The organism is Planococcus lenghuensis (assembly GCF_001999905.1).
GTDB classification, from domain to species: domain Bacteria; phylum Bacillota; class Bacilli; order Bacillales_A; family Planococcaceae; genus Indiicoccus; species Indiicoccus lenghuensis.
Genome location: NZ_CP019640.1, coordinates 12,501 through 34,075, shown reverse-complemented (window position 1 = coordinate 34,075; position 21,575 = coordinate 12,501). Strand labels below are relative to the sequence as shown.

Genomic DNA, 21,575 nt, shown 5'->3' with positions numbered 1-21,575 from the left:
ATTATGTCTGGTCCTCCTGTAATACGTACAACAGCTTGTCCTCCAGCCTGTGTTCTCCTTGGAGAGTCGCTCCTTCAGCCATGAAATCCATCAATTCTTCCAATTTCGTTGTTGTCCATTTTTCTCCCGGCACAACCAGCGGAATCCCAGGCGGATATGGAATAACAGCACCTGCTGCGATTCGGCCGATCGCTCTGGCTACCGGAATCCATTCTGTGCTGGCTTTGTTTATATCCGCCTGCAGAACTTCCGGCGTTGTTACAGACGGCTGTTCATGCACTGGGATCGGTTGGTCGGACCGTTTCTTCTCAAGTGCCTGCATGACTTCTTTAATCCGGCTTCGCACTCCTGCAAAAGGATAGGAATGCCGAACTTTCAGAAGCGGAAGAACAAACAATACTTGGTTCGGATCGGCAAGTTCGGGATAAATTCCTTCCTGCTCCAGCGCCTCCTTCAAGTCATAACCGCTGACCCTTTCCGCACGCAGAATCAGCTTCAGCGGATCTGCTGTTTCAATGGTAATCAGTCCATCAATCGTCTTCAGACTATCAATGAATTGCTGACGTTTTTCAAGTAAATACCGGCTGTCCAGCCGACTGTAAGTTTGAATAAATGCCCGGGCATCATCCAATGAAGCCATGATCAAATAAGAAGGGCTACTGGACTGAATCATCCGGAGATACTTCATTACCCGCTCTGTATCCAGTAATTCCGATCGGATATGAAGAAATGAACCCATCGTCATTGCAGGCAACGTTTTATGCGCGGACTGAACAACTGCATCTGCACCAAGTGCAAGCGCCGATTTTGGAAATGGAGCTCCCGCTGTGAAATGGGCTCCATGTGCTTCATCCACCAGGACCGGTATTCCTCTCGCATGGGCAAGAAGGATAATACTTTTCAAATCAGGGCCGGTCATTCCATAATAATTGGGATATGTCAGGATAAGAGCCTTGGCATTCGGATATTCGGCAAATGCCTGCTGAACTGTTTTAAGTGAGACATGTGTTGCCGTCATGGTCCGTTCATCCCACTCCGGTGTCAGGTAAACCGGCTGCAATTGGGCGAACTCAATGCTGTGAAAGATGGATTTATGCGAATTGCGCTGAACCAGCACCGTATCTCCTTTTTCACACGCAGCAAGTACCATAGCCAGATTACCGGCTGTCGACCCATTCACCAGGAAAAAGCTGTGTTGTGCACCATATGTCTCCTGCAGTAACTCTTGTGCTTCTCTGATCGCTTCTTCCGGATAATGCAAATCGTCCAATCCTGGAAGTTCCGTTACGTCATATTTCATTGCTTGCCGGACTTCTTCCGGCAGTGCTGACAGCAACCCATTTTTATGACCGGGAACATGGAAAGACACCGGCTTTCCCTGCTGAAATTTTAAAAGAGCATCCACGAGCGGACGCCGCTGCACCCTTTGCATTATATCTGCACCCTCACCATTTCATTCATTCCTTTCAGTATACCGCAATATGGTCACTGTTTCGATCCTAAGAAGAAAAGCGCAAGCGCCCCGAATAGAGGAAGGCAACCTAAAACGCGGCATCGTGCCGCAACGGTTGCCTGACCCGCTTCCTGCGGGCCCCCGACAATCGATGGAGGGCTCACCGAAGATGGCGTTCTTTGCCATCGCGGGTAAGCCAGACACGACCTTGAGGGGCTGGGCGCTGAAGTCTGGACACGAGAAAAGCGCAAGCGCCCCGTCAGTCCTGATAGCCGAAAACATCATTTAATTTATTATGAACACAAAAAACCGGAAGCATAATGCCTCCGGATTGCGTGCTTTCATTCAACTACAGTTCCCGGCGTCCTTCCAATGCCTTTGACAGCGTCACTTCATCTGCATACTCCAAATCGCCGCCAACCGGCAGACCGTGGGCAATCCGGGTCGTCCGGATACCGGAAGGCTTGACCAGACGCGAAATATACATCGCTGTCGCTTCCCCTTCGATCGTAGGATTCGTCGCAAGAATTAATTCCTGGATCTCCTCGTTCTGAAGACGGGTCAGAAGTGATGGCACATTAATGTCTTCCGGCCCAATGCCATCCATCGGCGAAATCGAGCCATGCAATACATGATACAAGCCACTGTAATCCCGCATCTTTTCCATGGCGATTACATCTTTTGGGTCCTGTACGACACACACAGTGGAAGCATCACGTGATTTATCCTGACAGATATAGCATGGATCTGTATCTGTAATATGACCACAGATTGAACAGAAGCCGAGGTTCCGTTTTGCATCAACCAGCGCTTTTGCAAAATTGAGTACAGTATCTTCTTTCATGCCTAGCACAAAAAACGCCAGCCGGGCAGCAGTTTTAGGCCCGATGCCTGGCAGTTTCATAAAACTGTCCATTAATCGTGATATCGGTTCTGGATAATGCATTCGTTTTCCTCCTAGAACATTCCCGGAAGATTAAGGCCTTTCGTGAACTGCCCCATTGTAGCGTTGACATGGTCATCAGCTTTTTTAAATGCATCATTCACTGCTACCACCAGTACATCCTGCAGTGTTTCCACATCATCCGGATCAACAACTTCCGGATCAAGTTTAATATCCAGCACTTGTTTATGCCCGGATACCGTGACTTTGACCATGCCGCCTCCGGCAGTTCCTTCAAACTCCTTCGTTCCGAGTTCTTCTTGTGCTTCCGCCATTTGTTTCTGCATTTTCTGCATCTGTTTCATCATGCCCTGCATGTTTCCTCCGCCGCGCATTATAACTCCTCCTTTAACTGTCTTAATCATCATGGACTTCAACAAAATCTTTACCGAACAGCCTCTCCGCTTCTGCAATGAATGGATCTTCTTCGGCGGCAGCTCCTGCTCCGAATGGATTATCATCATTTGATTCAGACTCTTCCGATTCGTCAGTCTGCTGTTTCAGGCCATTCGTTTTGATGAAATCTTCCCGGATCTTCAGCCAATTCTCATCCGGCACAAAAACCGGATCATATGACTTGCCTGTATACTGCTGAAGCAGCTGATTGAAAGCCGCTGCAAACGTCTGATTATCCGAGGCCATCTGACAGTGAATGTCATATTTAAATTTTAACACAAAAGCGTTCGCCGATGCCGCTACGGGCTCTGCATCATTCAGCAATGCGGCATGTGACCGCTGCAGATTGCCCAACACAGAAGCCCAATTTGTTTTGACTGCATTAATATCGTCTTTCGTTGCATGCTTCAATACTTCCTGAATCCGGCCGACCGGCACACTGAACCGGCTCTGCGATTTCGGACGGGCCCGTTTCTGCGGTTCAGCAGCAGGCGCTGCCACTTGAGCAGCAGCGCCATTTTTCAGCTGCTGCTGAAGTTCATGCACCATGCTTTCGAGCGCACTGATTTTCGCTTCCAGCTCCGGTTGGGGAGCTGCCGCATGTACAGCAGGCGCTGCCTGAACCATTTGCAGAAGAGCGGTTTCCATATAGATTTTCGTGTGATTTGAGAATCGCATCTCCTGCTGTGTTTTCGTCAGAATGCTGATCCAATCATAAAGAGCCGACGCTTCCAGCCGGTCAGCCAGCTCCACAAAATGTGGTTCAGCAGATGCCAGTTCCAGCATGGCTTCCAGCCCTGGAGCTGTTTTAATCAGCAACAAGTCCCTGAAGAATGTAACGAAGTCCTCCACCAGCCGGACCGGATCTTTTCCGTCCTGTACCAGTTTTTCCAGCAGCGACAGCGCCTGTGCAATATCCTTATCCACGAGCGCCCCTGCAATGTGATAAAACGTGTCCTGACTGATCGACCCGGTAACAAGCAAAGCGTCCTCTTCCTGCATTTCATCTCCACTGAACGATACTACCTGATCCAGGAGGCTCAATGCATCCCGCATTCCGCCGGCAGCCGCCTGTGCAATGATCTTCAGCGCTTGTTCATTATACGGAATCCCGGCGTCTTCCAGCACTTCAATCATTCGTTTGACAATATCGACAGGAGCGTGCCGCTTGAAATCAAACCGCTGGCAGCGTGAGATGATGGTCAGCGGCAGCTTATGCGGCTCGGTTGTTGCCAGGATGAATACCGCATGCTCCGGCGGTTCTTCCAATGTTTTCAGCAATGCATTGAACGCACTATTGGACAGCATATGCACTTCGTCAATGATATATACCTTAAAGCGTGAATTTGCCGGGGAGAACCGGACCCGTTCAATAATGTCCCGCATCTCTTCCACCCGGGAATTGGATGCTGCATCAAACTCGATGACATCGGTATTGGAGCCTTCTGAAATGCTGATGCAGGACGGGCATTCATTGCAGGGTTCCGAGACTGGTGCCCGTTCGCAATTCAACGCCTTTGTAAATATTTTAGCTGCGCTTGTTTTCCCGGTGCCCCGCGGGCCGGAAAATAGGTAGGCATGCGTTGTTTTTCCGTAAAGGAGAGCGTTCTGCAGTGTCTGTTTCACATGCGTCTGGCCCGTCATCTCCGAAAAAGACTGCGGCCGGTACGCCCGGTAAAAAGCTTGGTATGCCAACGTTCCTCTCTCCTTCTGAAAAAATTGATTTCATTCCTTTATTATACCACACATGGCACTTCTTCTGACTTTTTTTGCTGTTTAAGTTATACTTGCTGTAAGGTTGTTACCTGTATATTTTTATGCGAAATCGAAAGGGGAAACTGGAATGGCAGAAATTAAGCTTGAGCATATCCATAAAAGCTATGATAACAAAGTTACCGCTGTCTCGGATTTTAATCTCCATGTTAACGACGAAGAGTTTATTGTGTTCGTCGGTCCTTCCGGCTGCGGTAAATCCACGACATTACGCATGATTGCAGGGCTCGAAGAAATCACGGACGGCGACTTCTATATTGATGATCGCAAGATGAATAATGTAGCACCAAAAGACCGGGACATCGCAATGGTGTTTCAGAACTATGCACTTTATCCGCACATGACTGTATATGACAATATGGCATTTGGCCTCAAGCTCCGTAAACTGCCAAAAGCAGAAATTAAACAGCGGGTGGAAGATGCTGCACAGATTTTAGGTCTGACTGATTACCTGAAGCGGAAACCAAAAGCGCTGTCAGGCGGGCAGCGGCAGCGGGTGGCACTCGGTCGGGCAATTGTTCGGGATGCGAAGGTTTTCCTGATGGATGAACCGCTCTCCAACCTGGACGCCAAATTGCGCGTGCAGATGCGGGCGGAAATCACAAAGCTTCACCAGCGGCTGAAAACGACAACCATCTATGTAACACACGACCAGACAGAGGCCATGACGATGGCAAACCGGATTGTCGTCATGAAAGATGGGTTTATCCAGCAGGTCGGTACACCGAAAGAAGTGTACGACTATCCGGAAAATTTATTTGTCGGCGGTTTCATTGGTTCACCAGCTATGAACTTTTTCGATGGTGTGCTTGAAGGCGGGAAATTCATCACGAATAACGTTGCACTCGATGTACCAGCTGATCATCTCAGCTTGTTAAAGGCAGAAGGATACGAAGGGAAAGAAATTATCCTCGGTATCCGGCCGGAGCATATCAGTGCGGAAGAAGAAGATATCCGCAATGCACCAGGTGCTGTAGTGGAAGCCTATATCGATGTATCTGAACTTACGGGTGCAGAGACCATGCTCTATTCCCGTTTAGGCGAGCAGAACTTCATTGCACGGGTAGAAGCGCACACCGAAATCCAGGCAGGCCATACGTTGCCATTAATGTTGGATCTAAAACGGGCTCATTTTTTCAATCCTGAAACAACCCGGCGCATTCATGCATGATAACAAGTAAAGGCATCACTGGATGGACTTCATTCAGTGATGCCTTTATTTTTTAATGCTGCGTATATAGCCAATCCGTTTTTTGACATAAGAAAAGCCTGCCCACATATGCGGACAGGCTAATTTTTAAGTTAAGGCCGTGCACCTTTCTTCGACTGCTGCACATAAGCGTTACTCCTGTCGTTAGCTCGGTCTAGGCGACCCCGCGGCACATGAGTTGATCCACTTAATGCTGCTTCCTTCCGGACCTGACATGGTTCATGGGTACCCATTGCGCGGGACCCAGACGTCAACACTACGTGCAGGAGGCAGACCTTACATGCAGACAGCCTCGGAAAGGAATTCAGTCCTGCTAGAGCGGATTGCAGGTTACAGGACACCGCTACCTTCCCACCTAGCACGGCATTTACTAGTATACAAAGTACGGCCTAAAAATGCAAATCTTATGTTTGTATAAGAATAGCAAGAAAAACAGGAAAAGAAACGCAAAAACCGTTGACAAGTTTTTTGCCGCATGATAAAGTAATCTTTGTCTTACACGGAGGAATACCCAAGTCTGGCTGAAGGGATCGGTCTTGAAAACCGACAGGGGAGTCAAATCCCGCGGGGGTTCGAATCCCTCTTCCTCCTCCATTTTTGAATTACACACACACGCATGTAAATTTGAGATTGGATTCGTTACTTTATGTAACGAATTTTTCTTAAACAACGTAAGTCGGAAAATTTAAACAGACTATACATACAGGCGGCCACCAGGTCGCCTTTTTTGTGTGAATCCCTGTTCCCAAGCTGCGTTAATGATTTTTTTCATCAACATAAAAAGAGATCCAGGCTATGTTGCCTGAATCTCTTTTTTACTACTTTCTCAAGACAGCTGTCTGTTTCATGAAATGACCGATGCGCTCTGTGATCCGTTCGGTACACTTGGGATCGTTCAGTAAATCATAATCATTGATGTTCAACCGGAGGACCGGACACGCATTGAAGGAATCGATCCACTTCTCGTACCTTTCATGCATCTCTAACCAATAATCAATCGGGGTCTGCTGTTCCATGGCCCGTCCGCGTTCTTGAATGCGCGCCAGAATATCTTCAATCGATCCTTCCAGATAAATAAGCACATCCGGATGTGGAAAATAAGGTGTCATCACCATAGCCTCGAACAAATTTGTATATGTCTCATAATCAATCGGATCCATCGTACCTTTTTCATAATGCATTTTGGCGAAAATGCCGGTGTCTTCATAAATCGAGCGGTCCTGAACGAATCCTCCACCATATTCAAACATGCGCTTCTGTTCTTTGAAACGCTCTGCCAGAAAGTAAATCTGCAGATGGAAACTCCATTTTTTGAAGTCATCATAGAAACGGTCCAAATAAGGATTGGCATCTACTTTTTCAAAAGATGTCCGGAACTGAAGAGCTTCAGCCAGCTTCGTTGTCATTGTCGATTTCCCGACACCTACGGTACCTGCCACTGTGATAACGGCATTAGAGGGAATGCCATATTTTTCGCGTATATTCATACATGTAAACTCCTTTGCTGAAGCGTCTGATCCACTTGTCCCATAATGACAGCCAGATCCGCTTCATTTTGCACGAAGTCCAATTCATCTCCATTAAAGCGCAGGACTGGAATTTCGGGGTGGGCATGTTCAAAGTTCTCAATGAAATCATGATAGTCTGCCGACAGCTTCTCCATATAATCCCGGGTAATATTTTTTTCAAAATCCCGCCCCCGCAGCGAAATGCGCTTCATCAATGTATCGAGGCTTGCGTGCAGATAAATGACCATATTCGGTTTTGGCATATCAGCCGTCAGAATATTATAAATTGCTTTGTATTTTGCATACTCCATCATGGGCAGTGTGCGTTTGGCAAAAATAAGGTTTTTAAAGATATGATAATCGGCTACAACAGGTTCACTTCGATTGATGAATTCCTTCTGTATATCCGACAATTGCTTATAACGATTGCACAGAAAGAACATCTCGGTCTGGAAACTCCATTCTTCAATGTTCTCATAGAATTTATCCAAGAATGGATTTTCATCCACAATTTCTTTTAAAAGCTGAAATTTATACTGATCGGCAATCACTTTGGATAATGATGTCTTTCCAACACCGATCGGACCTTCTACCGTAATGAATGGTACCGGCATAAAAAGTCCCCCTTCTTTTCTTATGTATCTCAATTTTCAGTGCCCCTCATTTTACCATAGAAGCACATGTAAATGTAGATGGAAAAGAACAAATGGGCTTAATGGATCGGTGCCTTGAAATTGCCGCCATGCGTCTCTTGCGCATCCATCACTGTCATAAATGCAGTCCGGTCAATATCGACGACAATCTGACGGAGCTTTGAGATTTCAAGCCGCGTGACCACAACATACAAAACATCTTTTGGGTCGTCCGTATAACCGCCCTGCCCCTTCAGCTTGGTCACTCCCCGGCCAAGCCGGTCATTAATCGCTGAAGTCATTTCCTCATACTCGTCTGATATAATAATGACAGCTTTCGTTTCATCCAGTCCTTGGATTACTGTATCGATCGTTTTTGAAGCGATGTAATAGGTCAGGATGGAATACATTGCCTCCTCCCAGCCGAGCACGAAACCGGCCCACGTGAAGATGAAAATGTTGAAGAACATGACAAATTCACCGACGGAAAAAGGAATCTTTTTTGTCAGCAGGATTCCAAGAATTTCAGTGCCATCGAGGGCGCCTGCATTCCGGATGACCAGTCCGACACCTGCACCAAGAAGCAGTCCTCCGAACACCGTCGCCAGTAACGGATCTGTAACGAATGCAGCTACTGAATGAAGCCATGACTCTACAAAGGCAAGTGCGATGATGGAAAAGATCGAAGAAATAAAGAAGTTCCGACCGATGTGTTTGTAACCGAAGTACAGGAACGGCAGGTTGATGATCACGATGAGCACACTGAATGGGATATCGAGCAAATAGTTCAAGATCAGTGCTACACCGATGATTCCGCCATCAATGATGGAATTCGGTATGAGGAATAATTCAATTGAAGTGGCAGCCATTGAGGCTCCCGCCAACAAAAGGATATAGCGAATCGTCATGTGCGATATGGATTCTCGTTTGTGGGCTTTCTTCATAATTCCCTTCCTTCTTTGCATATTTCCTTTAGTATACCGCAGTTCTCTTTTACCTGTCCCCCCTCTTGCAATAGATGCTACAATTCAGCTTAAGGAGCGATAATGTAATGAATGGAATCGAGCAGGACCAATTGTTCATGAAAGAAGCAATCAAAGAAGCAGAAAAAGCAGCAGAAAAAGGCGAAGTGCCAATCGGCGCAGTCATTGTCCATGACGGCGAAATTATCGCACGGGCTCATAACCTCCGGGAAACCACTCAGAACGCCGTGACCCATGCAGAACTTCTCGCCATTCAGGAAGCATGTCTCGCAACCGGCAGCTGGCGGCTTGAAGATACAAGCCTTTACGTAACGTTAGAGCCCTGTCCGATGTGTGCGGGTGCCATTCTGCAGTCACGAATTCCCCGCGTCATCTACGGAGCCCGGGATATGAAAGCCGGAAGCGTGGATTCGCTGTATCGTCTTCTAAATGATGAACGGTTCAATCACCAATGCGATGTGAAAGAAAATGTACTGGCCGAGGAATGCGGTGCCATGCTTTCCCGCTTTTTCCGCTCATTGCGGGAACAGAAGAAAAAGAACCGGAACCGGCTATAACGGTTCCGGCTCCCCTTCTTTTAAAAACCTCAGCATCATTTGATTTACCAATTCCGGCTGTTCCCGGTTCACCCAATGTGTTGCCTCTCCAATGAATACCCCTTTGCCATCCTCGCAAAATTTTAAACTCTCTTTAGCAAGTGCATCAGACAGAAATTGATCGCCCATACCCCAAATCAGCCGGACCGGCACAGTGACTGCTGTTTTTGGCACTTGATTGAAACTGCCATGACGCAAAGCGCGGTACCACGCAAGCATCCCGGACAGCGAACCAGGCCGTGACCAAGCCGTCTTGTATCTCTCGAGATCTGCATCCGTGAATGTATCCGGCAAACTGGTACGGGTCAGTCCTTCCTTCAATCCGCTGAAGTCTCCGGTTTCAAATAATTTCTCAGGAATGCCAGACAGCTGAAAAAAGGCGATATAGGAACTGCGAAGAATCTGCGTCGGATGCTTTTTCATCACTTGCGGCATTGCGCGCGGATGCGGCATATTTGTAACGATCAATTTTTCCACATGTTCCGGCCGGCTTGCAGCTAAATGCCAGCCGACGGCGCCACCCCAATCGTGACCGATAATAAAAGCTTTTTGTCTGCCGAAATGCCTGATCAGTCCAATGATGTCATCTCGAAGTTCGTCAATTACGTATTGTTCAATATCAACCGGTTTATCACTCAAATTATAGCCACGCTGATCCGGCACGACAACCCGGTATCCTTCTTCTGCGAGCGGCGCAAGCTGATGGTGCCAGGCATACCAGAATTCCGGAAAGCCATGCAGCAGGATTGCGAGAGGCCCCTCTTCCGGTCCTGCAACAGCCGCATGCAGTGTAATCCCGTTCGTCTCAATGTACTGAAATTCAACAGCGGACAAACAATCGCCTCCCTTCGTTCACTTTCTTCTCCATACCCGTTCTGTCTGCAAATAAAAAACCGGAAACAGAAACTGTTTCCGGTTGGCAGTTAGTTGATTACTTCTTTTCCGCCCATATACGGACGCAGCACTTCCGGCACGACGACGCTTCCATCTTCCTGCTGATAATTTTCCAGAATGGCGGCAACCGTCCGGCCGACAGCCAATCCTGAACCGTTCAAGGTATGGACGAATTCCGGCTTTCCGTTCGCTTCCCGGCGGAACTTGATATTTGCCCGGCGTGCTTGGAAATCTTCAAAATTGGAGCAAGAAGAAATTTCCCGGTAGACACCCTGACTTGGAATCCACACTTCGATGTCATACTTCTTGGCTGCGGTAAATCCGAGATCCGCTGTGCACATTAACAGCACACGATATGGCAGACCGAGAAGCTGCAGCACTTTCTCTGCGTGACCGGTCAGCGTTTCCAGCGTATCATATGAATCTTCCGGTTTCACAAAATGAACAAGCTCGACTTTATTGAACTGGTGCTGGCGGATCAGCCCGCGTGTATCCCGGCCCGCAGAACCGGCTTCAGAGCGGAAATTCATGCTGTAAGAAGCAAACGCCTGCGGCAGCAAGTCCGGATTCAAAATCTCGTCCCGATAGAAGTTCGTCACCGGCACTTCTGATGTCGGGATGAGGAAGTAATCTTCCTTTTCAATCAGGAACGCATCTTCCTCGAACTTCGGCAGCTGTCCGGTTCCCGTCAGGCTGTCCCGGTTTACAAGATACGGCGGCAACATTTCTTCGTAGCCGTGTTCATCGCTGTGTAGATCCATCATAAAATTGATCAATGCCCGTTCAAGACGTGCACCCAAGCCACGGTAAAATACGAAACGGCTTCCTGTCACTTTGCCTGCCCGTTCAAAGTCGATGATATCCAGTCCAGTTGCGATATCCCAATGCGGTTTCGCTTCAAATCCAAATTCAGGCTGCTCTCCCCATTGGCGGATTTCTGCATTGTCATCTTCCGAATCGCCAATCGGTACGCTTTCATGTGGAATGTTCGGCACACGCATCATGATATAATTCAGCCGGTCCTCTGTTTCTTTGAGCTCCACGTCAATTGCCTTGATTGTTTCTCCCACTTCGCGCATGTTCTTGATCGCTTCATCGGCATTTTCCTTATTGCGCTTCATCACTGCAATCTGCTGGGAGACTTCATTGCGTTCTGCTTTCAGTTTCTCAGTTTTCGTGATCAGTTCCCGGCGTTTCTCGTCCAGTTCCTTGAACCCTTCAAAGTCCGTCAAATCTTCCCCGCGTTTTGCGAGTTTCTGTTTCACTTCTTCAAAATTCTCCCGTACGTACCGGATGTCCAACATGTGGTTTCCTCCTTTTGTCGTTCCGCTGACTGAAAAAAGGCAACAAAAATAGCCCTCATCCCTAAGCTAGGGACGAGAGCTACCCGCGTTGCCACCCTGATTGAACAGACTGTGTCCATTCCTCTTCATTGCATAACGGCCTCAGGACCGGCGATGGCTTACTCTAGTTCAGCCATGCAACTCAGGGACGGATTCAAACGCGTTTTTCACCGGTTCGCACCACCCACCGGCTCTCTTAAGAAAAACGGACATTTTACTGCTTCCCATCAGCGTTTCGTCTTTGAAATTATCCCTACTTTACTACAGGAAATTCCGTTTGACAAGCCGTCCGCCGATTAATACACGCCTACAGCAGAAAATGCTGCTTTTACGCTTGCCACTTCAGTGCTGCCGGATCCGTATAAATCAGTGGCAGATTGAACGGCTGCCGCCCGGTACTGGCTGAATGTCGCGTTCGGTGTCAAGTAGACAGTGAGCGTGCGATAGAAAATGTCTCCCACTTTCTGATTGCCAATGCCATTGACGTTCACATTATAATGCGTACCTCCGTTGGCCAGCAGGTAAGCCGCTTTATTGCTGATGCCGCTGTTCCAGTGTACGCCGCCGTTATCCTCGGTGCCGATGTACCGGTTTGAATAATGATCCGGATCCCCGTTTAATGTCGGATCCGCCATGCTTCTGAGCGCATCTCCACTGATAGTCGGCGTGTAAATATCCTCACCGATGAGCCAGTCCGGATCATTGTTGAAATGATGCTCAACCAAGGTACCGAAGATATCAGACATCGATTCATTGATAGCTCCTGATTCATTTTGATAGACGAGATCAGCTGAAGTATCGGTAACAGCATGAGTCAGCTCATGCGCGATGACATCCAGCGCACCGGACAGCGGTACGAAGTTATACCCGTCCCCATCGCCATATACCATCTGTGAGCCGCTCCAGAACGCATTATTATAACTTCGACCGTAATGGACCGTCGATACAAGCTGCGCACCATTACCGTCGTAGCTATCGCGCGCAAATACATTTTTGTAGTAGTCATACGTCTGGGCAGCGTATGCATGCGCATCAACAGCTGCTGCATCATAGGATGCATTGAATACATTATCTGCATCAAGCCACAAATACCCCGGAACCCGTGTCCGGTTTCGTGCATCGTACGTCAAAATCCCTGATCCCCGTTTGCTGTCTGCTAAGTAAGACCCATCGCTGTTCGTCAATGTATTGAACGTTTTCGTGTCTCCAAGTACTCCGCGTCCCGTCCCGATAGTGCTGGTACCTGTCAGTCCTTCGTTGCTTCCCGGTTTTGCTGCATGGAGCTGGTTGTATGTCTCTATCACTTCACCTGTTTGTGCATCAATAAAGTATTGATAGTTCCCCGGCTCCGGATACAAGAACTCTACTTCCAGTGCATAAGCATAACGACCGCTGCCATTCTCTGCATAAATCACCAATTCCGGTTTAATATCCTGTGCCAGTTCTGGGGACCCGCCGATTTTTGCTATCACATCCGCCAGTGCCGCTGCCGATGCATCCTTTTTCTTTATGGCCATTCCGCTTTTCAGCTCTCCGACACTTCCAAGTTCCTGCACTGGTTCACCTGATATTGCGGTTAACACACCTTGAGCGTCTACATGAGCTGTCAGAATTGCTCCATAAACCGGTACTCCTTTATGTATTTGCTGTAATTTCACGTGTGTAAAACCCAGTTCATCTATTGTTTCTTCAACTGTTTTAAATTTTGCAGATGGATTAGTACCGCTCTTAAACAATTCCTGCTTATCTGCTAAATACGAGAACACAATAGCTTTCGCCGGTTGACTGGATGGTTCAGTAAGCTTTCCTGAGACAAATACAGGTGCATTCGCTTCTGCATTCCATGTTACCTTTTCAGCGGCTGGCTTTTCTGCAAAAGCCGGAGGGATCAATACATTGGAGAATGCGACAGCTGTCGCCAAACTTAAAACAAGTGTCTTCTTTTTCATTTGCTTCACTCCTATATTCTAATATAAGCCGAATCAAAACAGCTTAATCGAAGTGTATATCTTTTAGTAGTTAGAAAACATAGTCTAGTACTATTATTTTGACTATTGGTTTGTGAGCTGTTTGGAGGTGAACTCAGTAGTCATTTTCAATGAGAAGGAAAAAAGAACCATAAATATCAAAAGAAGTTAGACCTAATAATATCTTTTTAGTAAATCAATAAATTTTTTTGTCTTGCATAGATGACAGATCGATAATCGACCTATCCAACCAATCTGCTCTATTCTTTCAGTCTTCTGCTTTTCTTTTCGTTTTCCGTTATACTAGCAATGGACATATCAATTAACTTAATATCTCATAACTTATGCAGGCCAGATTGGAGAATTGAAATGGAAATGCTGATGGTAGAACTAAATCGCAATGCTGCTGAACCGTTATACGAGCAATTATATACAGGAATTCGAAATGCCATTCTTCAAAGAAAAATAGCAGTCGGCGATAAGCTGCCCAGTAAGCGGAAGCTCGCTGACTACTTATCAATCAGCCGAACCACTGTAGAACAGGCTTATGATCAGCTCCTTGCAGAAGGCTATATTGAAGCTTTGCCGCGGCAGGGATTTTATGCGAAAAGTGTGGAAGAACTTGCTGTGGAATACCAACGGAATCAGGTGCCTGTCATGCCGGCAGTGCCTGATCGGTTAGCCGATTTCAGCCCTGGTAAGGTTGACACTAATTCTTTTCCATTTTCTCTTTGGCGGAAACTGATGCGGGAAGTGCTCGATGACAGCAATACCAGCCTGCTTGAGTCCGGACATCCCCAGGGTGACTGGGAATTCCGAAATGAAATCGCTGCTTACCTGTATCAGTCCAGGGGGGTTAATTGTACTCCTGAACAAATTGTTATCGGATCAGGGACAGAACAACTGCTTCCTTTATTAATTCGTCTGCTTGCTCCTTCTTCGATTTTTGCGTTTGAAGACCCCGGCTATCCGTTGACTCATACCGTATTTGCACATTACGATCGCAGCGCTGTCCCGATTCCGGTTGATGGCGAGGGCCTGCTTGTTCAAAAACTTCATGAATCAGCAGCGAATATTACTTATGTCACCCCTTCCCATCAATTTCCGACCGGAGCAGTTATGAGTGCAGCCAGACGGACTCAACTGCTGAAATGGGCAGCCGGACATCCGGATCGATTTATTATCGAAGATGATTACGACAGTGAATTCCGTTACATCGGCCGGCCCGTTCCTTCTCTTCAGAGCATGGACAGGAATGGACGGGTTATCTACCTAAGCACCTTCTCCAAGTCATTAATGCCTTCATTGCGGATTGCGTATATGGTCTTGCCGCTTCCTTTACTGGAGGCGTACAGGGAGACATTCCTGCTATACTCCTCTACAGTGCCAAGAACTGATCAGCAGCTTGTCACACTGTTTATGAAAAAAGGCCATTTTCAGCGTCATTTAAATCGGATCCGAACCATCTACCGGCATAAGCGGGAACTGCTGACTGCCTCTTTAACTGCCTTCTCGCCTTATGTCAGTGTATCCGGTGATCAGGCAGGCATGCATATTGTCTTAACAGTAAAGAATGGATTTACTGAACAGGAGTTAGTGAGCCGGGCCCGCAGTAAGGGGATTCATATAACTGGGCTGGAAACTTTCCGCGTCGCTGGTCAGCCGATTGGGAATCCGCAAATTCTGATTGGTTTCGGCGGTCTTGCAGAAGAGGAAATTGTATGCCAGATCGAGAAATTAATGGCCAGCTGGTCAATTAAAAAAAAGACAGCACACTGCTGAAACGTGTGCTGTCTCCTTAAATTTGATTGGTCTTAAAATAGTTCTTGAACGAATTCCGCCACGTTTAGCCTCGCAGCTGACATAAAATCAATCGAAGATTCCAGCGCAAGCGCAAATCGTCCTGCCCGTTCTACTGCTTCCGTCGTCACTACCCCAGTGGCAGCTGATTGGCTATCCAAGAAACCATAATCGGTTCCCATTATTCGCTCTACTTTTATAATCCCGATTTGTTGGCCCTCTTTCACAGGGGCTTCCAACATTTCGTTCTTTGCAACGGAATTCTTCAGGATCAGTTCTGGCCTATAAAGCGCTCTGTCGGCCGTTTCAATCAAGAGATGGAGCGGTTCCGCTGCTGCAATTCCCACTTGCTGCTGTTTACCTTTTTCAACTATTAAAGTTTCATGAGCAGGGAACTGATAACCCGCTGGAACAATCTCTTCTACTGAGAATTCTTCGAATCCATAATCCAATAGCTGGCGGGCTGCATGAAAACGCGTTACATGCGAACCGCCTCCTGATTCATTAGTTGTATTCATCACTACTGCGATAAGCCGTCTGCCATCCCGCTTTGCTGTCCCTGTGAAACAGTAACCGGCAAAATTCGTAGTTCCGGTTTTTAAACCGTCCATTCCTTCGTATTCTAACGTCAGGCCTTCCAACATAAAATTCCAATTACGCATAAGAATTTCTTCTGATGTACCTTTTCTGAAAGTTTTATATGGAAGCCTTGCTGTCTCTAATACCTCAGGATAATCTTCCAGCAAACGCTTTGACAACTTGGCAACGGAACGGGCGGTCATCACGTTTTCACCATCCGGGTCTGTCCCTGCTGGCGGGTGACCAAGCATGTCTGAATTACCGAGACCTGTGGAATTTACGAATTCAGTTCCTTCCAGTCCAAGCTCCTCAGCTGTTGCATTCATCATTTTAACAAACTCACCTTCTGAACCTGCCAGTATCTCAGTCAATCCTACAGTGGCTGCGTTTGCAGAATAGATAGCCATCGCTTCGTATAGCTCTTTTACACTATATGTCTCTCCACGCCGTAACGGCACGTTAGCTAATCCAGGGGCTATAGACAACGCGTGAACAAAATCCGTCACCTCATACTCCTGATCCCAGCTTACACGTCCTTCGGCAATTGCTTGCAGTAATAGGTACTCAGTCATCATCTTCGTCATACTCGCTACACCAAGCGATTCATCTGCATTATGAGCGTATAAAATCCTGCCTGTATCCGCATCGACTAGAATCGCTGCATCGGCATAGAGAATAGGTGCTTCTGCCCGAGCTGTTCCTGGAGGGACAAGTGACAACAACATGATCACTACTAGTGCAGCAATCATCGATTTACTGTTCCTATTATTCACGTTCCGCCATACCTCCCCATCTAATTCCATTTATTTTAGCACAGATTTAATAGTCCTGTATCAAATGATAAATAACCCCCTTTCTGTTTGTAAACAGAAAGGGGGTTATTTAGCTTCCTAGGAAATGGAGTAGTTCGGTGATTCTTTCGTTATTTGCACATCGTGTGGATGACTTTCCCGAAGTCCTGCCCCTGTCATACGGATGAACTGAGCCTCTTCCCGTAATGCCTGTAAATCAGCAGCACCACAATAACCCATTCCTGAACGAATTCCGCCAACCAGTTGGTGAATTGAATCTGCCAATGGACCTTTATAAGGGAGACGTCCTTCAATTCCTTCTGGCACTAGTTTCTTTGCTTCCTCTTGGAAATACCGGTCCTTCGAGCCTTTTTCCATAGCACCAATCGACCCCATTCCGCGATAAACCTTAAATCGGCGTCCTTGGAAGATTTCGGTTTCACCAGGACTTTCCGAAGTGCCTGCAAGCAGACTGCCGAGCATCACTGCATGGCCACCAGCTGCTAATGCTTTAGCAATATCTCCGGAGAACTTGATACCACCATCTGCAATAATTGTTTTTCCATGTTTTCGTGCTTCTGTTGCACAATCGTATACAGCAGTAATCTGTGGAACACCGACCCCTGCTACTACTCGAGTCGTACAGATAGAACCCGGGCCAATTCCCACTTTTACTACATCTGCTCCCGCTTCGATCAATTCTCGGGTTGCCTCTGCCGTTGCTACATTTCCAGCGATGATGACGAGTTCCGGATAATGAGCACGAATGCCCTTCACGACTTCTAAAACACCTTTCGAATGCCCATGTGCTGTATCTACAACAACAGTATCCACTTGGGCTTTTACGAGCATTTCTACTCGTTTCATTGTATCACCGGTAACTCCTACAGCAGCTCCTACAAGGAGACGCCCATGTCGGTCTTTTGCAGCGTTCGGAAATTCCATCACCTTTTCAATGTCCTTAATGGTAATAAGTCCCTTTAATGTACCTGTATCATCTACAATTGGAAGCTTTTCAATCTTATGCTGCTGCAAGATCTTTTCAGCTCCATCAAGCGTTGTGCCGACCGGCGCCGTAATAAGATTTTCACGCGTCATAACTTCATCGATCTTTTGGGAGTAGTCCTGAATGAAACGCATATCACGATTAGTTATAATGCCCACCAGTTTAAGCTCGGTCCCATTATTAACAATCGGCACACCCGAGATTCGGTACTTACCCATAAGATGTTCCGCATCAAATACTTGGTGTTCCGGAGTAAGGAAGAACGGATCAGTAATAACCCCGTTCTCTGATCGTTTGACAGCATCTACTTGTTCAGCCTGCTCTTCAATGCTCATGTTCTTGTGGATGATTCCTAAACCGCCCTGCCGTGCCATAGAAATCGCCATTTTCGCTTCAGTTACAGTGTCCATGCCAGCACTGATGATTGGAATATTTAATTTGATTGAAGGAGTAAGCTCAACTGACAGATCTACATCCTTTGGCAGCACTTCAGATTTTGCAGGTACTAGCAATACATCATCAAACGTTAGTCCTTCTTTTGCGAATTTCGATTCCCACATTTTTTGACACGCCTCCTGGTCCTGTTGAATATTATCGCAATGTTATCAGTGCCCTTCAGCAGTGTCAATACAGGTTCCAGAAGTAAAAGAATTCCGAATTATCGTTTAAAGTAACTTTTTCAGATCTTCTTCAATCTTTTCTGGAGAAGTCTGTGGAGCATACCGTTTCACTACCTTTCCTTCTCGGTCAACGAGGAATTTTGTAAAATTCCATTTGATTGTTCCGGTCAGAAGTCCTTTTTGTTCAGAAGTAAGGAATTTAAATAAAAGATTAGCTGAAGGACCTTTAACTTCTGTTGTAGCGAACATCGGAAATGTTACCCCATAGTTCTTCTGACAAAAAGTCATTGTTTCTTCCTGATTATCAAATTCCTGACTATTGAATTGAGCGCTTGGAAAACCTAGCACTTCTAAGCCTTGCTGGTTATAATTTTCGTAGAGTTGCTGAAGTTCCGCAAACTGTGGTGTGAAGCCGCACTTGCTGGCTGTATTTACGATGATGAGCGGTTTTCCTTCAAATTCCTTGAGCGACTGCATTTCTCCATTCGGTTTTTCTACTTCAATACTATAGAGATTGTTCATTGTATCCACCCTTTCTTCGTAAACTCATTATAGTTCAAGAGTATAGGGAAACAAAAATTAGCACAAGAAGGGAGGCTTAGCGAAGCTTAGTGTAAACCACGTTAAAATTATGTAAGTCAATACAAAAACAGTCTTGAAAGCAAATGCTTTCAAGACTGTTTTTTCTGGTGCCCAGCGACGTCCTACTCTCACAGGGGGAAGCCCCCAACTACCATCGGCGCAAGAGAGCTTAACTGCCGTGTTCGGGATGGGAACGGGTGTGGCCTCTCTGCCATCATCACTGGACTTATTTGGTTGAGTGCTTGTTCACTCAAAACTGGATAACCGACATTGAAATGCTGTGGTGTCTAGCTCGGTGGCCAGGCCCTCGGGTCGTAAGCCGTCCCATTCTGGAAATCAGGATTTCCGCCATGGGCCGTCTCTACGCCGGTCGGGCCTTGCGTGGCCACCTGCGCTTTTCTTTGGTTAAGTCCTCGATCGATTAGTATTCGTCAGCTCCACATGTCGCCATGCGTCCACCCCGAACCTATCCACCTCATCGTCTTTGAGGGATCTTACTTACGTAAACGTAATGGGAAATCTCATCTTGAGGGGGGCTTCATGCTTAGATGCTTTCAGCACTTATCCCGGCCACACATAGCTACCCAGCGATGCCTTTGGCAAGACAACTGGTACACCAGCGGTGTGTCCATCCCGGTCCTCTCGTACTAAGGACAGCGCCTCTCAAATTTCCTGCGCCCGCGACGGATAGGGACCGAACTGTCTCACGACGTTCTGAACCCAGCTCGCGTACCGCTTTAATGGGCGAACAGCCCAACCCTTGGGACCGACTACAGCCCCAGGATGCGATGAGCCGACATCGAGGTGCCAAACCTCCCCGTCGATGTGAACTCTTGGGGGAGATAAGCCTGTTATCCCCGGGGTAGCTTTTATCCGTTGAGCGATGGCCCTTCCATGCGGAACCACCGGATCACTAAGCCCGTCTTTCGACCCTGCTCGACGTGTCTGTCTCGCAGTCAAGCTCCCTTCTGCCTTTGCACTCTGCGAATGATTTCCAACCATTCTGAGGGAACCGTTGGGCGCCTCCGTTACTCTTTAGGAGGCGACCGCCCCAGTCAAACTGCCTGCCTGCCACTGTCTCCCCGGCCGATAAGGCCGGCGGGTTAGAAGTCCAATACAGCCAGGGTAGTATCCCACCATTGCCTCTGCGTAAGCTGGCGCTCACGCTTCTTCGGCTCCTACCTATCCTGTACAGGCTGTATCCAACTTCAATAGCAGGCTGCAGTAAAGCTCCACGGGGTCTTTCCGTCCTGTCGCGGGTAACCTGCATCTTCACAGGTACTATAATTTCACCGAGTCTCTCGTTGAGACAGTGCCCAGATCGTTACGCCTTTCGTGCGGGTCGGAACTTACCCGACAAGGAATTTCGCTACCTTAGGACCGTTATAGTTACGGCCGCCGTTTACTGGGGCTTCGGTTCGCACCTTCGCTTGCGCTAAGCGCTCCCCTTAACCTTCCAGCACCGGGCAGGCGTCAGCCCCTATACGTCACCTTACGGTTTTGCAGAGACCTGTGTTTTTGCTAAACAGTCGCCTGGGCCTATTCACTGCGGCTCTCTCGGGCTGTTCACCCAAAAGAGCACCCCTTCTCCCGAAGTTACGGGGTCATTTTGCCGAGTTCCTTAACGAGAGTTCTCTCGCACACCTTAGGATTCTCTCCTCGCCTACCTGTGTCGGTTTGCGGTACGGGCACCTCCCGCCTCGCTAGAGGCTTTTCTTGGCAGTGTGAAATCAGGGACTCCGGGGATATTTCCCCTCGCCATCACAGCCTGGTGGTTGTGGGAACGGGATTTGCCTCGTTCCCCACCTCACTGCTTGGACGTGCGCAACCAACGGCACGCTCACCCTATCCTCCTGCGTCCCCCCATTGCTCAAATGGCGGGGAGGTGGTACAGGAATATCAACCTGTTGTCCATCGTCTACGCCGTTCGGCCTCGACTTAGGTCCCGACTAACCCTGAGCGGACGAGCCTTCCTCAGGAAACCTTAGGCATTCGGTGGAAGGGATTCTCACCCTTCTTTCGCTACTCATACCGGCATTCTCACTTCTAAGCACTCCACCGGTCCTTCCGGTCCGGCTTCAACGCGGCTTAGAACGCTCTCCTACCACTGTTCATACGAACAGTCCGCAGCTTCGGTAATCCGTTTAGCCCCGGTACATTTTCGGCGCAGTGTCACTCGACCAGTGAGCTATTACGCACTCTTTAAATGATGGCTGCTTCTAAGCCAACATCCTGGTTGTCTAAGCAACGCCACATCCTTTTCCACTTAACGGATATTTGGGGACCTTAGCTGGCGGTCTGGGCTGTTTCCCTCTTGACGACGGATCTTATCACTCGCCGTCTGACTCCCAAGCACAAGTCACTGGCATTCGGAGTTTGTCTGAACTCGGTAACCCGGGATGGGCCCCTCATCCAAACAGTGCTCTACCTCCAGGACTCTTTCGCTTGAGGCTAGCCCTAAAGCTATTTCGGAGAGAACCAGCTATCTCCAGGTTCGAT

The 21,575-nt window shown here is 47.7% G+C and carries 16 protein-coding genes, 1 tRNA gene, 2 rRNA genes, 1 other RNA gene and 1 other annotated feature (1 of these 21 only partly in view); of the genes, 4 read left to right on the top strand and 16 right to left on the bottom strand.

Annotation, left to right across the window (positions count from 1 at the left end; genetic code table 11):
• Position 1: 1 nt before the first annotated feature.
• From B0X71_RS00135 to dnaX, 4 genes are all read right to left on the bottom strand, one after another.
• Positions 2-1,432, bottom strand: coding sequence for an aminotransferase class I/II-fold pyridoxal phosphate-dependent enzyme (locus B0X71_RS00135; protein ID WP_077587572.1), 1,431 nt, complete (start codon positions 1,430-1,432; stop codon positions 2-4).
• Between the two features lie 370 nt (positions 1,433-1,802).
• Positions 1,803-2,399: a recombination mediator RecR gene (gene recR / locus B0X71_RS00130; protein WP_077587571.1), complete on the bottom strand. Its 597-nt coding sequence runs from the start codon at positions 2,397-2,399 to the stop codon at positions 1,803-1,805.
• Between the two features lie 11 nt (positions 2,400-2,410).
• Positions 2,411-2,731, bottom strand: coding sequence for a YbaB/EbfC family nucleoid-associated protein (locus tag B0X71_RS00125; RefSeq protein ID WP_077587570.1), 321 nt, complete (start codon positions 2,729-2,731; stop codon positions 2,411-2,413).
• A gap of 22 nt (positions 2,732-2,753) precedes the next feature.
• Entirely contained in the window at positions 2,754-4,487 is a 1,734-nt protein-coding gene (dnaX, locus tag B0X71_RS00120; RefSeq protein WP_077587569.1) for a DNA polymerase III subunit gamma/tau, read from the bottom strand.
• Between the two features lie 148 nt (positions 4,488-4,635).
• On the opposite strand from dnaX, the gene B0X71_RS00115 reads away from it, so the two are divergent.
• A complete protein-coding gene (locus tag B0X71_RS00115; protein ID WP_077587568.1) occupies positions 4,636-5,736 on the top strand; it encodes an ABC transporter ATP-binding protein in 1,101 nt (366 codons plus the stop codon).
• A gap of 137 nt (positions 5,737-5,873) precedes the next feature.
• On the opposite strand, the gene ffs is transcribed toward B0X71_RS00115, so the two are convergent.
• Positions 5,874-6,139, bottom strand: an RNA gene (gene ffs, locus B0X71_RS00110) — signal recognition particle sRNA large type.
• Positions 6,140-6,276: 137 nt separating this feature from the next.
• Here ffs and B0X71_RS00105 point away from each other — a divergent pair.
• Positions 6,277-6,369: transfer RNA gene (locus B0X71_RS00105), tRNA-Ser, on the top strand.
• A 224-nt stretch (positions 6,370-6,593) separates the two neighbouring features.
• Here B0X71_RS00105 and B0X71_RS00100 read toward each other — a convergent pair.
• The 3 genes from B0X71_RS00100 to B0X71_RS00090 form a co-directional block, all read right to left on the bottom strand.
• Positions 6,594-7,262, bottom strand: coding sequence for a deoxynucleoside kinase (locus tag B0X71_RS00100; protein ID WP_077587567.1), 669 nt, complete (start codon positions 7,260-7,262; stop codon positions 6,594-6,596).
• Complete coding sequence (locus tag B0X71_RS00095; protein WP_077587566.1) at positions 7,259-7,897, bottom strand: deoxynucleoside kinase; 639 nt, start codon at positions 7,895-7,897, stop codon at positions 7,259-7,261. Before B0X71_RS00095 ends, B0X71_RS00100 begins: the two co-directional genes overlap by 4 nt.
• A 98-nt stretch (positions 7,898-7,995) precedes the next feature.
• Positions 7,996-8,862, bottom strand: coding sequence for a YitT family protein (locus tag B0X71_RS00090; protein ID WP_077590838.1), 867 nt, complete (start codon positions 8,860-8,862; stop codon positions 7,996-7,998).
• 104 nt (positions 8,863-8,966) lie between these two features.
• On the opposite strand from B0X71_RS00090, the gene tadA reads away from it, so the two are divergent.
• Positions 8,967-9,455, top strand: a complete 489-nt coding sequence (gene tadA / locus B0X71_RS00085) for a tRNA adenosine(34) deaminase TadA (protein ID WP_077587565.1) — start codon at positions 8,967-8,969, stop codon at positions 9,453-9,455.
• Here tadA and B0X71_RS00080 read toward each other — a convergent pair.
• From B0X71_RS00080 to B0X71_RS00070, 3 genes are all read right to left on the bottom strand, one after another.
• Positions 9,450-10,328: an alpha/beta fold hydrolase gene (locus tag B0X71_RS00080; RefSeq protein WP_077587564.1), complete on the bottom strand. Its 879-nt coding sequence runs from the start codon at positions 10,326-10,328 to the stop codon at positions 9,450-9,452. The two genes, tadA and B0X71_RS00080, sit on opposite strands and share 6 nt — an antisense overlap.
• Positions 10,329-10,417: 89 nt before the next feature.
• Positions 10,418-11,692 carry a serine--tRNA ligase gene (gene serS, locus B0X71_RS00075; RefSeq protein ID WP_077587563.1) on the bottom strand — a complete coding sequence of 425 codons (1,275 nt, stop codon included), beginning with the start codon at positions 11,690-11,692 and terminating at the stop codon, positions 10,418-10,420.
• A 65-nt stretch (positions 11,693-11,757) separates the two neighbouring features.
• Positions 11,758-11,971, bottom strand: a binding site (T-box leader).
• A 56-nt stretch (positions 11,972-12,027) separates the two neighbouring features.
• Positions 12,028-13,680, bottom strand: a complete 1,653-nt coding sequence (locus tag B0X71_RS00070) for a M4 family metallopeptidase (protein ID WP_077587562.1) — start codon at positions 13,678-13,680, stop codon at positions 12,028-12,030.
• A 387-nt stretch (positions 13,681-14,067) separates the two neighbouring features.
• Here B0X71_RS00070 and pdxR point away from each other — a divergent pair, with 387 nt between their 5' ends.
• Positions 14,068-15,480 (top strand): MocR-like pyridoxine biosynthesis transcription factor PdxR, encoded by a 1,413-nt coding sequence (gene pdxR / locus B0X71_RS00065; RefSeq protein ID WP_077587561.1) that lies wholly within the window; start codon positions 14,068-14,070, stop codon positions 15,478-15,480.
• Positions 15,481-15,512: 32 nt separating this feature from the next.
• On the opposite strand, the gene B0X71_RS00060 is transcribed toward pdxR, so the two are convergent.
• The 5 genes from B0X71_RS00060 to B0X71_RS00040 form a co-directional block, all read right to left on the bottom strand.
• Positions 15,513-16,826: a D-alanyl-D-alanine carboxypeptidase family protein gene (locus tag B0X71_RS00060; protein ID WP_232336744.1), complete on the bottom strand. Its 1,314-nt coding sequence runs from the start codon at positions 16,824-16,826 to the stop codon at positions 15,513-15,515.
• 141 nt (positions 16,827-16,967) lie between these two features.
• The gene (gene guaB, locus B0X71_RS00055) at positions 16,968-18,434 is read right to left on the bottom strand and encodes an IMP dehydrogenase (protein WP_077587559.1); all 1,467 of its coding nucleotides are present in this window, start codon (positions 18,432-18,434) and stop codon (positions 16,968-16,970) included.
• A 105-nt stretch (positions 18,435-18,539) separates the two neighbouring features.
• Positions 18,540-19,016, bottom strand: coding sequence for a glutathione peroxidase (locus tag B0X71_RS00050; protein WP_077587558.1), 477 nt, complete (start codon positions 19,014-19,016; stop codon positions 18,540-18,542).
• 169 nt (positions 19,017-19,185) lie between these two features.
• A 5S ribosomal RNA gene (rrf, locus tag B0X71_RS00045) occupies positions 19,186-19,301 on the bottom strand.
• A 176-nt stretch (positions 19,302-19,477) separates the two neighbouring features.
• A 23S ribosomal RNA gene (locus B0X71_RS00040) occupies positions 19,478-21,575 on the bottom strand (it continues 836 nt past the right edge of the window).

What these genes read in the sequence shown, in the direction of transcription:
- B0X71_RS00135 (WP_077587572.1), bottom strand. Translation starts at nt 1,432, where the DNA reads ATGCAAAGGGTGCAGCGGCGTCCGCTCGTGGATGCTCTTTTAAAATTT.
- recR (WP_077587571.1), bottom strand. Translation starts at nt 2,399, where the DNA reads ATGCATTATCCAGAACCGATATCACGATTAATGGACAGTTTTATGAAA.
- B0X71_RS00125 (WP_077587570.1), bottom strand. Translation starts at nt 2,731, where the DNA reads ATGCGCGGCGGAGGAAACATGCAGGGCATGATGAAACAGATGCAGAAA.
- B0X71_RS00115 (WP_077587568.1), top strand. Translation starts at nt 4,636, where the DNA reads ATGGCAGAAATTAAGCTTGAGCATATCCATAAAAGCTATGATAACAAA.
- B0X71_RS00100 (WP_077587567.1), bottom strand. Translation starts at nt 7,262, where the DNA reads ATGAATATACGCGAAAAATATGGCATTCCCTCTAATGCCGTTATCACA.
- B0X71_RS00095 (WP_077587566.1), bottom strand. Translation starts at nt 7,897, where the DNA reads ATGCCGGTACCATTCATTACGGTAGAAGGTCCGATCGGTGTTGGAAAG.
- tadA (WP_077587565.1), top strand. Translation starts at nt 8,967, where the DNA reads ATGAATGGAATCGAGCAGGACCAATTGTTCATGAAAGAAGCAATCAAA.
- serS (WP_077587563.1), bottom strand. Translation starts at nt 11,692, where the DNA reads ATGTTGGACATCCGGTACGTACGGGAGAATTTTGAAGAAGTGAAACAG.
- B0X71_RS00070 (WP_077587562.1), bottom strand. Translation starts at nt 13,680, where the DNA reads ATGAAAAAGAAGACACTTGTTTTAAGTTTGGCGACAGCTGTCGCATTC.
- pdxR (WP_077587561.1), top strand. Translation starts at nt 14,068, where the DNA reads ATGGAAATGCTGATGGTAGAACTAAATCGCAATGCTGCTGAACCGTTA.
- B0X71_RS00060 (WP_232336744.1), bottom strand. Translation starts at nt 16,826, where the DNA reads ATGATTGCTGCACTAGTAGTGATCATGTTGTTGTCACTTGTCCCTCCA.
- guaB (WP_077587559.1), bottom strand. Translation starts at nt 18,434, where the DNA reads ATGTGGGAATCGAAATTCGCAAAAGAAGGACTAACGTTTGATGATGTA.
- B0X71_RS00050 (WP_077587558.1), bottom strand. Translation starts at nt 19,016, where the DNA reads ATGAACAATCTCTATAGTATTGAAGTAGAAAAACCGAATGGAGAAATG.